We start from the raw sequence: 13,291 nt of genomic DNA on the forward strand, positions 1-13,291 counted from the left end.
ATGGCCAGCGCCGCCGCATCCGCTGCATCGACACCGGCCGGGCCGCAGCCGCTGAGCGGCGTCAAGCTGCTCGCCGCGGCCTTCGCGCTTGCGCTCGCCAATTTCGTCGTCGTGCTCGATTCGACGATCGCCAATGTGTCGGTTCCCCACATCGCGGGCGGCCTTGCCGTATCGCCGACGCAGGGAACCTGGGTGATCACCAGCTACGCCGTCGCCGACGCGATCAGCGTCCCGCTCACCGGGTGGCTCGCCGCGCGGTTCGGCACAGTGCGCTGGTTCATCGTGTCGATCGTCGGCTTCGGCATCTTCTCCTTCCTGTGCGGCATTTCGCGCACGCTCGACGCGCTGATCCTGTTCCGCGTCCTGCAGGGGCTCGCGGGCGGGCCGCTGATGCCGCTGTCGCAGATATTGCTGCTGCGCATCTTTCCGAAGGAAAAGGCCGGTGTCGGGCTCGCGATCTGGTCGATGACGACAACGACGGCCCCGATTCTGGGGCCGATTCTGGGCGGACTGATCAGCGACAATTGGAGCTGGCCCTGGATTTTCTTCATCAACCTGCCCGTCGTCGCGGTCTGTGCCTTCGGCGTCGGCAGCATGCTCGGCGCGTTCGAGACGAAGAAGGCGAAGATGCGGATCGACATCGTCGGCCTCATCCTGCTCGTCCTGTCGGTCGGGTCGTTCCAGGTCATGCTCGACACCGGGCGCGAGCACGACTGGTTCGGATCGGCATGGATCGTCATGCTGGCGATCGTCGCCGCGATCAGCTTCGCCGCCTTTCTGATCTGGGAGCTGACCGACGCCAATCCGGTGGTCAATGTCCGGGTCTTCCGCTTTCGCGGCTTCAGCTTCGCGACCGTTGCCATCTCGCTAGGCTTCGGGGCCTTTTTCTCGCAGGTCGTGCTGACGCCGCTATGGTTGCAGCAGGTGGCGGGTTACACCGCGACCGAAACCGGCTTCATCGTCGCGTGGATCGGCTGTTTCGCGGTGCTCTTCTCGCCATTGGCGGCGGGGCTGCTGACCAAGATCGACGTGCGGATCACCGTCTGCGCGGGCATCTTGTGGATGGCGCTGATGTCGATCCTGCGCGCGCGCTGGAATACCGACGTCGATTATTGGAGCCTCGCTTTGCCGCATCTGCTGCAGGGGATGGGCATGCCCTTCTTCTTCGTCGGGCTGACCGCGCTGGCGCTGAGCTCGGTACCGGCGAAGGATCAGACCTCGGCGGCCGGCCTGATGAGCTTCCTGCGCACGCTGAGCGGCGCGATCGGCACAGCCATCGCGACAACGGCGTGGGACGATGCAAGCCGCGTATCGCGCGCCGAACTGGTGCCCGCGCTCAACGGCGCGGCCGAGACGATGGACAAGATGCAGAATGCCGGGCTGACGACCGAACAGGCGCGCGCCGCGCTCGACCGGATCGTTGATGTCCAGGCCTCGACGCTCGGTGTGCTGCATATCTTCCTCGCAGCGGGGACGGTCTTCGTCATCGCAGCAGCGGCGGTGTGGCTGATCCCGCGGCCCAAGACGATCTCGATGGGCGCTTCGCACTAGCTCCGATCGGGCTTCGCACCGGCGGACAGCCGTGCTAGGCGCGCGCCCATGCTGACGATCAACAATCTGACCGTGCGACTGGGCGGCCGCACCATTCTTGACCGCGCGAGCGCCAGCCTGCCGCCGAAAAGCCGCACCGGGCTGATCGGTCGCAACGGTGCGGGCAAGTCGACGCTGATGAAAGTGATGATTGGCGAACTCGAAGCCGACGACGGCGGGATCGAAATGCCGCGCAAGACGCGTCTCGGCTATATCGCGCAGGAAGCGCCGAGCGGCAGCGCGACGCCGTTCGAAACCGTGCTCGCCGCCGATGCCGAACGCGCCGACCTGCTCGAACGATCAGAGATCGAATCCGACCCCGACCGGCTCGCCGATATTCACGAGCGACTGATCGCGATCGACGCCTATACCGCGCCAGCGCGCGCCGCGCGCATCCTGATCGGTCTCGGCTTCGAAGAGGATATGCAGGGGCGCCCGCTCGACAGCTTTTCGGGCGGGTGGAAAATGCGCGTCGCGCTTGCCGCGCTGCTCTTTTCGAACCCCGACCTGCTGCTGCTCGACGAACCGTCGAACCACCTCGACCTCGAAGCGACGATGTGGCTCGAAAGCTTCCTGCGCGCCTATCCGGGGCAACTTGTCGTGATCAGCCATGAACGCGATCTGCTCAATAATGTCGTCGACCATATTCTGCATCTGGAAGGCGGGAAGGTGACGCTCTACGCCGGCGGCTATGACGCGTTCGAGCGCCAGCGCGCCGAACGCGCGGCGCAGCTTGCGGCGGCGAAGGCGGCGCAGGACGCGCAGCGCGCCAAATTGCAGGACTATATCGCCCGCAACAGCGCGCGCGCCTCGACCGCGAAGCAGGCGCAGTCGCGCGCCAAGCAACTCGCCCGTATGCAGCCGATTGCGGCGATTGCCGACGATCCGAGCCTGGTGTTCGATTTCCCGAGCCCCGGCGACGAACTCAAGCCGCCGCTGATCACGCTCGACCTTGCCAGCGTCGGCTATACGCCCGGCGCGCCGGTGTTGCGCCGCCTGAACCTGCGTATCGATCCCGACGACCGCATCGCGCTGCTCGGCCGCAACGGCAACGGCAAGACGACGCTGGCGCGCCTGCTCGCGGCTCAGTTGAAGCCCGAAGAGGGCGGCATGGCGGTCGCCGGCAAGATGCGCGTCGGCTATTTCACCCAATATCAGGTCGAGGAACTCGACGGCGCCGATACCCCGCTCGGTCATATGACGCGCGTGATGGCGGGCAAGACCCCCGGCGCAGTGCGCGCGCAACTGGGACGCTTCGGCTTTTCGGGTAACAGGGCGACGACCGAGGTCGGCAAGCTGTCGGGCGGCGAGCGGGCGCGGCTCGCGCTCGCGCTGATCACGCGCGAGGCGCCGCACCTGTTGATCCTCGACGAACCGACCAACCACCTCGACGTCGATGCGCGCGAGGCGCTGGTGCAGGCGCTGAACGGCTTCGAGGGCGCGGTGCTGATCGTCAGCCACGACCGCCATATGCTCGAACTCTCGGCCGACCGGCTGGTCCTCGTTGATGACGGAACGGCGCGCGATTTCGACGGCAGCATGGACGATTATGTCGCGTTCATTCTCGGCAAGTCGCCGTCGGGCGACGATGCGAAGGCCGCGCCCGCGAAGCCGAAGGATGCAAAGGCGGCGCGGCAGGAAGCGGCAAAAGCCCGCGAAGCCCAGGCGGCATTACGCAAGACCGCCAAGGATCATGAGGCGCGCGCGGCCAAGCTCGCGCAGCAGGTCAGCGCGATTGACCGCGCAATGTTCGACCCCGCGAGCGCCGAGCCGGCGCTTGCCAAGCTGACGATGGGTGATCTCGCGCAGCGCCGCGGCAAGCTCGCATCCGAGCTGGAACGCGTCGAGGCGGCATGGATGAGCGCGCTCGAGGCGATTGAGGAAGCGGCGTAGTCGCTGCGACGAGAAGCGTCGCCCGAGCGCAGGCGACGGTCTATCTGAAGCGCCCCGGCATTGACTCGCGGTCCGCGATCCATCATAATAGTTTCAATTGAAACCACATTAAGGGACTGACCATGGCCGACCTGTTCGACAATCCGCTGGGCCTCGACGGCTTCGAATTCGTCGAATTTTCGGCGCCCGAAAAGGGCATGCTCGAACCGGTGTTCGAACGCATGGGTTTCACGCGTATCGCGCGGCACCGCTCGAAGGATGTGGCGCTTTGGCGGCAGGGCGACATCAACCTGATTGCCAATTACGAACCCAAATCGCCCGCGGCCTATTTCGCCGCCGAGCATGGCCCGTCGGCGTGCGGCATGGGCTGGCGTTGCCGCGACGCGGCGAAAGCCTATGCCGAGGCGATTGCGCGCGGGGCCGAGCCGGTCGAGGGCAAGACCGGCCCGATGGAACTGCGCCTGCCCGCGATCCGCGGCATCGGCGGCTCGATCATCTATCTGATCGACCGCTATGGCGACGGGCTGAACATCTATGACATCGACTTCGTCTATGAAGATGGCGTCGACCGCTATCCCGAAGGGGCGGGGCTGAAGGTGATCGATCACCTGACGCACAATGTCTATGGCGGGCGCATGGCGCATTGGGCGGCCTTTTACGAACGCATCGCGGGCTTCCGCGAAATCCGCTATTTCGACATCAAGGGCGAATATACCGGTCTGACCTCGAAGGCGATGACCGCCCCCGACGGCAAGATCCGCATTCCGCTGAACGAAGAAGGCGCGGGCGGTGGCGGCCAGATCGAGGAATATCTGCGCGCCTATAATGGCGAGGGCATCCAGCATATCGCCTTCAGCTGCGACGATCTCTACGCGTCGTGGGACAAGCTCAAGGCGCTCGGCAATCCCTTCGCGCCGTCGCCGCCCGCAACCTATTACGAGATGCTCGCCGACCGCTTGCCCGGCCATGGCGAGCCGGTTGATGACCTCAAATCGCGCGGTATCCTGCTCGACGGATCGACGACCGAGGGCGATCCCCGCCTGCTGCTCCAGATTTTCGGGCAGACCGTGATCGGCCCCGTTTTCTTCGAGTTCATCCAGCGCAAGAAGGATGAAGGCTTCGGCGAGGGCAATTTCACCGCGCTGTTCAAGTCGATGGAACTGGACCAGATCCGCCGCGGCGCGCTCAATGTCGAGGAGCCCGCCGAATGACGAGTCCGATCAAATTGGGCGGCGTCCACCACGCCGCCTATCGCTGCAAGGACGCGAAGGAGACGGTCGAATGGTATGAGGCCATGCTCGGCATGACCTATACCACCGCCTTTGCCGAGGATCATGTGCCCTCAACCGGCGAATATGATCCGTACATGCACGTCTTTCTCGACGCGGGGAACGGCAATATCCTTGCATTTTTTGAGCTGCCGAACCAGCCCGACATGGGCCGCGACGAAAATACGCCCAAGTGGGTCCAGCACCTCGCCTTCAAGGTCGGCAGTTATGACGAGCTGGTCGGCGCCAAGGCGCATCTCCAAGCGAATGGCGTCGATGTGCTCGGTCCGACGCATCACGGCATCTTCAAGTCGATCTATTTCTTCGACCCCAATGGCCACCGCGTCGAACTGGCGTGCGACATCGGCACCGACGAACAATATGCCGAACTCGCGCGCGTCGCGCCGCTGATGCTCGAAGAATGGAGCCGGACGAAAAAGGCCCCGCGCCACGCCGACTGGCTGCATCAGGCCGCGAACGAGTAGTCTAATCTAAAAGGGCCCGTCATTGCTTCGCTTTGCTCGCAATGACGAAGATATTTGATTACTCCCGACCCAGCCCCATGCTTTCCAGCGTCGCATGGCTGCACTTGTCGGCGGTCTTGCTGCCGTCACCCGACAGCGCGCTCGCAGCGATGAAACCCCCGACAACGAGGATGATGAAGCCGCCCGCGACCCAGGCGAGATATCTGTCGATGAACGCCTTGATCGGCGCCCCGAACAGCCGGAACAACAGGCCCACCAGCATGAAGGAAAAGGCGCGGCTCGCGAGGCTTGCCCACAGGAAGGTGACGAAGTTCATGTGGATGAAGCCGGCGGTGATCGTCAGCAGCTTGAAGGGAATCGGCGTCGCCCCCTTCACCAGGATGATCTCGGCGCCATAGTCGCGCAGATAGCAGGCAGCGGCAGGAAAACTCTCGGTCAGATGGAGCACGCCGAGCAGCCACAGTCCGACGCTTTCGTACAGGAAGAAGCCAATCCCGTAGCCGAGCACCCCGCCTGCGACCGAGGCGAGCGTGCAGATCAGCGCATAGCGCACGGCCTTCTTGGGCTCGGCGAGGCACATCAGCCCCAGCATCGGATGCGGCGGGATAGGAAAGAAGCTCGCCTCGACGAACGACACCAACGCCAGCCAATATTCGGCGTGCGGATGCGCCGACTTCTCCATCGTCCAACCATAAAGGCGCTGGATCATCGACTTGTTGCGGGGGATGGCGGTCATGCTGGTCCTTGGTTGCGGATCAGGACGATCCCGGCTTCCCTATGCCGTTCGCGGTGCCCGAAGTCGAGACAGGAGCACGCTTCCTTCATCTCTCGTCAATTCGGCCTTCGCCCGGATGACGGTTCGAAAATCAGCGTCAGTGCCGGAAATGCCGCATCCCCGTGAACACCATCGCCAGGCCGGCTTCGTTCGCCGCGGCGATCACCTCGTCGTCGCGGATCGAGCCGCCCGGCTGGATGACGCAGGTGGCGCCTGCTTCGACCGCGGCGAGCAGCCCGTCGGCGAAGGGGAAGAAGGCGTCGCTCGCGACCGCACTGCCGACGGTGCGCGGCGTCGCCCAGCCGTGGCTCTCGGCCGCTTCACGCGCCTTGATCGCGGCGATGCGCGCGCTGTCGCGGCGGTTCATCTGTCCCGCGCCGATGCCAGCGGTCGATCCGCCCTTGGCATAGACGATGGCGTTCGACTTCACGTGCTTGGCGACGGTCCAGGCGAAGAGCGCGTCGGCCAGCTCCTCGTCGGTCGGCGCGCGGTCGGTCACGACTTTCAGGTCATCGCGTGTGATGCGGCCATTGTCGCGCGTCTGCGCCAGCCAGCCGCCGGCGATCGCCTTCATCACCAGCCCGCCGCGCGCCGGGTCGGGCAGGTCGCCGGTGAGCAGCAGGCGGAGGTTCTTCTTCTTTGCGAACACCGCGCGCGCGTCGGCGTCGGCATCGGGCGCGCAGACAACTTCGGTGAAGATGCTGCTGATCGCCTCGGCCGTCGCGCCGTCGAGCTTGCGGTTGACCGCGATGATGCCGCCGAAGGCCGAGACGTCGTCGCATTTCAGCGCGGCGTCATAAGCCTCGGTCAGCGTGGCTGCGGTGGCCACTCCGCAGGGATTGGCGTGCTTGACGATGACGCAGGTCGGGTCGGCGTCGCGGAATTCGGCGACAAGTTCGAGCGCTGCGTCGGCGTCGTTGAGATTATTGTAGCTAAGCTCCTTGCCCTGCACCTGCTCGGCCTGCGCGACGCCGCGCGCCGACGGGCCGACAGGGAGGTAGAGCGCCGCCTTCTGGTGCGGATTTTCGCCATAGCGCAGTTCGCCCGACAGCCTGGTCGTGAGCGGCAGCGTGTCGGGAAAAAGCTTGCCCTGATCGGCGAAGGCGAACCATTGCGCGATCATGCTGTCATAGGTGGCGGTGTGTGCAAAGGCGGTCGCGGCGAGCCGCTTGCGCAAGCCGAGCGTCGTCGCGCCGCCATTGGCGTCCATCTCGGCGATTACCGCCGCATAATCCTCGGGCTCGGTGACGATGCCGACAAAGGCGTGGTTCTTCGCTGACGAGCGCACCATCGCGGGCCCGCCGATGTCGATATTCTCGATGATCGTATCGCGGTCTGCGCCGCTCATCACCGTCTGAAGGAAAGGGTAGAGGTTGACGACGACAAGGTCGATGCCGCCGATGCCATGCGCCTTCATCGATGCGACATGCGCGGCATCGTCGCGCACCGCCAGGATGCCGCCGTGTACCGTCGGATGCAGCGTCTTGACGCGGCCGTCCATCATCTCGGGAAAGCCGGTGAGGTCAGAGACGTCGAGCACGTCATGCCCCGCATCGCGCAGCGCCTTAGCGGTGCCGCCGGTCGAAACCAGCTCGACGCCGTGGCGTACGAGCGCCGCGGCAAGATCGGCGAGGCCCGCCTTGTCGCTGACGGAAAGGAGCGCGCGGCGGACGGGAACGAGATCGGTCATGGGAAGGGCGGCCTTTGCAAGACGGGAAAGACGCGGCCCCCCTAGGCGGGTGCGGGCATTTGGGCAAGGGCCGTCGCCCCCGCTTTCGCGGGGGCGACGTTTCCGATTACAGTCCCAGCGCCGCCGCGATCCGGTCCCAGCGCACCAGCTTGAAATTCTGCGCCGCGGGTGCATTGTCGCCGTCCTGCGCCAGGAACAGGCCGCCGGGATAGGCCGCGCCGAAATTGCCCGCGACCGCTTCGATGCCGTCGGTCTCGCTGGTCGCGCCATAGCGTCCCGCCGAAATGGCGAAGCGGCCGACATAGTCCATCCCGGGCAGGCGGAAGACCGCATAGGCGTTGTCGCCCTGGCTCGATGCGATCAGATAGCGCTGCCCCTTGTGGTCGATCGTCGCTAGCCCCTCGACGTCGGCGACGAGCCGCTGGTTGTCGACGGGCGCGACGATCTTCGCATCGACGCCGCTCGCGTTCGGCGTCAGCCGCCAGATGCCAGCGTCCTCTTCACCGACATACAGCGTGTCGCCGTCGAAGACGCAGCCTTCGGACTGGGTCGGTATCTTATGCTCCCACTGCACGGCGAAGGCGGGTTCGGCCCCCTCGGCGAGCTTCAGCGTGCCGACGCGCACCGTGCCGTCCTTGATAATGAGGGCTGCCGTCACCGGCTCGCCGGGCGCGCTGCGCTTGAGGCAGAGGCCATAGGCTTCGCCGGGGCCCGCCGAGGCGCGGCCGAGGCTGGCCAGCGCGGGCTTGGCACCGTCGAGCGCGAAGACCGCGAGATGCGCGTTCACGCCGTCGTTACGGTCGCTCGCGACGACGATATTGCCGGCGACATCGACATTGTTGACGCGCCCGCCTTCCAGAAAGGCGAGGTCGCGGCCGGCAAGGTCATAAAGGTGCAGCCCCGCCTTCTTGTCGGTCGCGATGATCAGCGCGCGGCCCGGATCGGCCGGATCGACCCAGATCGCCGGATCGTCGGCGGCGTCGGCCTTCGCCGTGCCGACGGGGGCGGTTTCGCCGTCGGCGGTGACCGCGACCGGCGGCAGGCCGTGGATCGCCGCACCCTGCTGCGCGGCGCATCCGCCGAGCAGGGCGGCAAAGCCGATCGAAGCGGCGAGCTGCCGCGGGCGCAAAGACATCATCGAAATTCCCCTGTCATGCCGATCAAGCGGCCCGGTCATTTGCCGCGCGCGACGCAGGCGCCGCCGTCGGGCCCGACGGTGCCGCTGCACCGCCGCGCCGCGATCGTCGGTTCATCGATTTCGCGCAGGATATTGGCGCCATCGGCGCGGCGTTCGAGCGTGAAACCGTCATACAGGCGGCCCGACGCGGTGAAGGTCCGGAAGGTAAGCCGCCGCGGTTCGACATCGACGATCTGATAGAGTTCGGTCGCCTCGGCGACCTTGTCGGGTTGCCATGGGGTGCGGTCGTTGAGCGCGTACATCTTCGATCCGGTGACCGAGACCAGATAGACCGGCCCCTGCACGCTGCCGTCGGCGCGCGCCCTGGCGCTGGCCTCGCGACCGGCTTCGGACGTCAGGCGGCTGTAGCAATGGTCGTGTCCCTGCAGGACGAGATCGACCTTGCGCGCGTCGAACACCGGCTTCCAGGCCGCCTTGATTTCCTTGGTGTCGTTGGGCCGGGCACAGGTGAAGACCGGCTGGTGGAACAGCACGACATTCCAGTTGGCCCTGCTCGATGCCAGCGCGGCATCGAGCCAGCGCGTCTGCGCCGCCACCGTGCCGAGGTCGAGGGCGGAGGTGCCGTCGAGGACGATGAAGCGCACGCCCTGATAATCGACAAAATAGGTCGTCGCCTTGACCGGATCGGCGCCGTTCAACGGCAACGCGAACTGCGCGGGCCAATAGGGACCGAGCCGGCGGCTTTCGCTGCCGTCAGGCGCGAGATCGTCGACATATTCATGATTGCCGGTCGCGGGCAGCTGCGGGACAATCGCGTAATTATAGCCGCCCGCCTGGTTCCATTCGCCCCATTCGTCGTCATGGTCGAGGTCGTCGCGCTGGCCGACGAGATCGCCGGCGTGGAGGACGAGGCGAATGTCGCCATTGGCGTGGAACGCCTGCCGGATGACGCGGCTGGCATAGGTCAGGATGCCGTTCTGGACATCGCCCAGATACAGAAAGCGGAAGGGTTTGGCTTCGGCCGCCGCGGTACGGAACTGGTACCATTCGCTCCATCCCGCCGCGCCCTTCACCCGGTAGGCATAGACGGTGTTGGGCGTGAGCCCGGTAAAGCGCAGCTGATGATAGAGCGCCGGCCCGTAGCTGCTGTCGACCCGCACCGCGGTGCCGGTCACGAGCCGGGCCTTTTCCTCGAGCGTCGGCCCGTCGACCGACACCGCGATCTGGGCCTGGGACTCGGCCTGTGCGGTGTCGGTGCGATAGGCGACCGCCATCTCGCGCGCCGGATCGGAGCCGGGCGTGAGGACGATGCGGTCGGGCAGGTTGCGCGGCGCATAGGGCAGGCCGGGGGAACGGGGCAGGGTGCCGCCGGCGGCGGACGCCCCCGCCGCGGCGGGGATGGCGCCGATCGCGGCGAGCGCGATCGGCAGGATCCAGCGGTTGCGGCGGCGCCGCGCTCCCGTCGACATGGCCTCGCCCTCCTCAGAAATTGGCCTTGACGCCGAATTTGAACGTCGAGCCATATTCTTCATATTGGAGCAGCCGCTGGCTGCTCGCATAATTCTGATAGGCGAAATATTTGGCGTTGTTGATGTTCACCCATTCGCCATAGAGGCGGACATTGTCGGTGAGCTTGAACTTGACCGACAGGTCGAGCTGGAAGTGGTTGTCGACATAGCGGTCGGTTTCCGCATCGCCGCCGATTTCGTCGAGATATTTGTCGCGGTAGGTGCCCGCCAGCCGGATGTCGATCGGCCCCTTTTCATAGCCGAGCACGAGGTTGAAGGTGTTGCGCGAATTCGACGGCAGCGCGATGCTGCGGCCGTCGAACAGCTTCGCCTTCGACCAGGTGTAAGTGTAATTGGCCTGTGCCAACAGCCCGTCGAAGGGTGCAGGCAGCATGTCGAACACCTGGCTGTAGCTTGCTTCGAGCCCGGCGACCTCGGCCTTGTCGCCGTTCACCGGGATGATCGCCTCGCTGAAGGCGGTGCCGCGATACACGCCGTTATAGGGCGCGTCGCTGTCCTCGAAGAAGCCGTCGACAATGAAATTGTCGATCGACTTGTAGAAGCCGCCGATGCTCAGCGCGGCGTTGCGGCCGAAATAATATTCGGCGCCCGCGTCGAGATTCCACGCCTTGTAGGGCAGCAGGTCGGGGTTGCCGAATTCGGCCTCGTCATCCTCGTTGATCGTGAAGCGCGGCGCGAGCTTCGACAGCTTCGGACGCACGATGCTGCGCGAGCCCGCCAGGCGCAGCACGAGATCCTGCTGCGGCTGGAAGCGGATCGTCATGCTGGGCAGCCAGTCGGTATAGTTGCGGCGGTAGGACACCGGCGTGACGAACACGTCGGACCCGTCGTCGGCGACGAGGTTGCCGTTGAGCACATTCTTGGTTCGTTCGACGCGGACGCCGCCGATCACGCGCAGCGTGTCGCTGTCCCAGCGGCCGAGCAGATAGCCCGCCAGAATATCCTCGCTGACCGAATAGTCGCTGCTGTTCGACCCGAGGTCGGACTCATATTGGTCGACCTCGAAATTGCCGAGATTGGCATTGTAGAAGGCGGCCGGACCGGTCTTGCTCGCCACGGGGCCGATATCGGTGAGGCGATAGGTCTGCTGGCCCAGCACGTCGGCGAGGGTGAAGTCGCCGTTATAATCGCCATAATAAATGAGGTTGAAATTATAGCTCTTGTCGCGCCAGCGCGATTTGATGCCGCCCTGGATCGTGAAGTCGCCCTTGTCGCCGGCGAAGGTGCGGGCGAGGTCGGCCTTGACCGCATATTCCTCGTCCTGGCTGTCCGACAGGTCGGTGAGTTCGAGGCGGTTGAAGCCATATTCGGTGGGATCGTTGAACAGCGCGGCGCCGGCGGTGACGCTGTAGAGCGGCACGCGCGGATTGCTGTAATCCATGTTCACATCGACGCCATCGTCGTTGAAGCGGGCGCGGAAGCGCAGCGGGTCGATCGAGAAATCCTCGCGCTCGCTCGATTTGGCCCAGCTTGCCGACCAGTTGAATTTCCACACGCCGGTGTCGGTGTCGCTGCCGACGACGATGGTGCGGATGCGCTGACGCTCGAACCGGTCCTTGAGGTCGCGGCGGACTTCGATGCGGCCGTCGGCATCGGTGAAGAAGGCGCTGTTCGCGTCGCCCGAGGCGGGATCTTCGTTAAAGATGATCGTCGTGCGGCGGCGATATTCATGATCGTCGAACTGGCTGAAATTGCCGCGGATATAGGCCTTGGTGGTGTCCGACGCGCGCCAGTCGAACGACAGCGCGCCGCTGATCCGCTCGCGGGTGACGTCATAGTCGCGATATTCGATTTCGGGGGCGAAGGCGACGCCGTCGGCTTCTTTCCAGAAGTCGCCGGCTTCGACATTGTCGGTTTCGAACTTGCGCTTGTAATAGCTGATACTGCCCGCGATGCCGAAATTGTCGCCGACCCGCGTCGCGAAATCGAGGCTGCCTTTGGGGGTCAGCTTGCCCGAATAATCATTGTAGCTGCCCTCGATACGCGCCGAATAGAGGTCGCGCTGGCGGTCGAACGCGCTGGTCGTGTGAATCTCGATCGAGGCGCCGATCGTGTCGGCATCCATGTCGGCGGTCAGCGATTTCTTGATCTCGATCGATTCGATCGTGTCCGACGAAATGACGTCGAGCGCCACCGAACGGACATCGCTTTCGGGTGCCGGCAGGCGCACGCCGTTGAGCGACGAGGCGTTGAGTTCGGGATCGAGCCCGCGCACCGAGACGAAGCGGCCTTCGCCCTGGTCGTTCAGAATGTTGACGCCCGGCAGGCGGCGCAGCGATTCGGCGACATTCTGGTCGGGGAACTGACCGATCGCGTCGCGCGTCAGGACGCTTTCGACGCCGTCAGCGGCTTTCTGGCGCGACAGCGCGCTGGCCTGGTTCGCGGCCTATCCGACGACGAGGATGTCGTTCGCGCCGCCGAGGCTGAAATTGACCGTGACGCTGCCGGTTGCGGGCACGTCGATCGTGCTGCGTACGGGCTCGGCGCCGACGTAGCGCGCCTCGAGCGTGTAGGTACCGGCGGGCACGTCGCCGAAACGGAAGCTGCCGTCGCGGCCAGCTTCGGCAACGCGGCCCAGTTCGACGATGCGAACCTCAGCGCTCTGCAGCGCGCGCGTGTCTGTGGCGTCGGTGACGATGCCGACGATGTCGGAAGCGAAGGCGCTCGCCGGAGCGAGCATGGCCGCGGCCAGGCCGGTGCCAAGAAGGATGCGCGAACGGCAACTGCGAATCAGTGTCATGGAAAGAGCCCCTGTCCAGATGGCCGCCGGCGCCCTGTGCCGGCGGATCGAGGGGGCCTGTGACAATCGCCCATGACGGCTGTGTTACGTCGATGTCACACGAGTGAAACAAGCGGGGGTGCGGCTATGCTAAACCGCTGGAAAATCCGTTTAAAATTCGGCCTAGGATTTTTTCCCCCCGCT

At 65.2% G+C, this 13,291-nt stretch carries 8 protein-coding genes and 1 pseudogene; 4 read left to right on the forward strand and 5 right to left on the reverse strand.

The features are described 5' to 3' along the window. The 4 genes from P1IM2_RS04765 to P1IM2_RS04780 all read left to right on the forward strand — a co-directional run bounded on the left by P1IM2_RS04765 (position 1) and on the right by P1IM2_RS04780 (position 5,236). Positions 1-1,551 carry a DHA2 family efflux MFS transporter permease subunit gene (locus P1IM2_RS04765; RefSeq protein WP_186401582.1) on the forward strand — a complete coding sequence of 517 codons (1,551 nt, stop codon included), beginning with the start codon at positions 1-3 and terminating at the stop codon, positions 1,549-1,551. A 48-nt stretch (positions 1,552-1,599) separates the two neighbouring features. Next, on the forward strand, positions 1,600-3,483 hold the full coding sequence (locus P1IM2_RS04770) for an ABC-F family ATP-binding cassette domain-containing protein (protein ID WP_186401583.1): 1,884 nt from the start codon (positions 1,600-1,602) through the stop codon (positions 3,481-3,483). A gap of 122 nt (positions 3,484-3,605) precedes the next feature. Continuing rightward, positions 3,606-4,694 carry a 4-hydroxyphenylpyruvate dioxygenase gene (hppD, locus tag P1IM2_RS04775; protein WP_186401584.1) on the forward strand — a complete coding sequence of 363 codons (1,089 nt, stop codon included), beginning with the start codon at positions 3,606-3,608 and terminating at the stop codon, positions 4,692-4,694. Beyond that, entirely contained in the window at positions 4,691-5,236 is a 546-nt protein-coding gene (locus tag P1IM2_RS04780; RefSeq protein WP_062901538.1) for a VOC family protein, read from the forward strand. Before hppD ends, P1IM2_RS04780 begins: the two co-directional genes overlap by 4 nt. 58 nt (positions 5,237-5,294) lie before the next feature. Here P1IM2_RS04780 and P1IM2_RS04785 read toward each other — a convergent pair whose 3' ends face one another. From P1IM2_RS04785 to P1IM2_RS04805, 5 genes and pseudogenes are all read right to left on the reverse strand, one after another. Then, positions 5,295-5,945 carry a YqaA family protein gene (locus P1IM2_RS04785; protein ID WP_186401674.1) on the reverse strand — a complete coding sequence of 217 codons (651 nt, stop codon included), beginning with the start codon at positions 5,943-5,945 and terminating at the stop codon, positions 5,295-5,297. A 163-nt stretch (positions 5,946-6,108) separates the two neighbouring features. Further along, complete coding sequence (gene purH / locus P1IM2_RS04790) at positions 6,109-7,701, reverse strand: bifunctional phosphoribosylaminoimidazolecarboxamide formyltransferase/IMP cyclohydrolase (protein ID WP_186401585.1); 1,593 nt, start codon at positions 7,699-7,701, stop codon at positions 6,109-6,111. A 106-nt stretch (positions 7,702-7,807) separates the two neighbouring features. Beyond that, entirely contained in the window at positions 7,808-8,839 is a 1,032-nt protein-coding gene (locus tag P1IM2_RS04795; protein ID WP_186401586.1) for a phytase, read from the reverse strand. A gap of 35 nt (positions 8,840-8,874) precedes the next feature. Next, positions 8,875-10,308 carry a purple acid phosphatase family protein gene (locus P1IM2_RS04800; RefSeq protein ID WP_234178399.1) on the reverse strand — a complete coding sequence of 478 codons (1,434 nt, stop codon included), beginning with the start codon at positions 10,306-10,308 and terminating at the stop codon, positions 8,875-8,877. A gap of 13 nt (positions 10,309-10,321) precedes the next feature. After that, a pseudogene (locus P1IM2_RS04805) lies at positions 10,322-13,108 on the reverse strand (TonB-dependent receptor). Positions 13,109-13,291 lie beyond the last annotated feature (183 nt).

Origin of the sequence: Sphingopyxis sp. P1IMeth2 (assembly GCF_900185685.1) — a bacterium.
GTDB classification, from domain to species: Bacteria; Pseudomonadota; Alphaproteobacteria; order Sphingomonadales; family Sphingomonadaceae; genus Sphingopyxis; species Sphingopyxis terrae_A.

What these genes read in the sequence shown, in the direction of transcription:
- P1IM2_RS04795 (WP_186401586.1), bottom strand. Translation starts at nt 8,839, where the DNA reads ATGATGTCTTTGCGCCCGCGGCAGCTCGCCGCTTCGATCGGCTTTGCC.
- purH (WP_186401585.1), bottom strand. Translation starts at nt 7,701, where the DNA reads ATGACCGATCTCGTTCCCGTCCGCCGCGCGCTCCTTTCCGTCAGCGAC.
- hppD (WP_186401584.1), top strand. Translation starts at nt 3,606, where the DNA reads ATGGCCGACCTGTTCGACAATCCGCTGGGCCTCGACGGCTTCGAATTC.
- P1IM2_RS04765 (WP_186401582.1), top strand. Translation starts at nt 1, where the DNA reads ATGGCCAGCGCCGCCGCATCCGCTGCATCGACACCGGCCGGGCCGCAG.
- P1IM2_RS04780 (WP_062901538.1), top strand. Translation starts at nt 4,691, where the DNA reads ATGACGAGTCCGATCAAATTGGGCGGCGTCCACCACGCCGCCTATCGC.
- P1IM2_RS04800 (WP_234178399.1), bottom strand. Translation starts at nt 10,308, where the DNA reads ATGTCGACGGGAGCGCGGCGCCGCCGCAACCGCTGGATCCTGCCGATC.
- P1IM2_RS04770 (WP_186401583.1), top strand. Translation starts at nt 1,600, where the DNA reads ATGCTGACGATCAACAATCTGACCGTGCGACTGGGCGGCCGCACCATT.
- P1IM2_RS04785 (WP_186401674.1), bottom strand. Translation starts at nt 5,945, where the DNA reads ATGATCCAGCGCCTTTATGGTTGGACGATGGAGAAGTCGGCGCATCCG.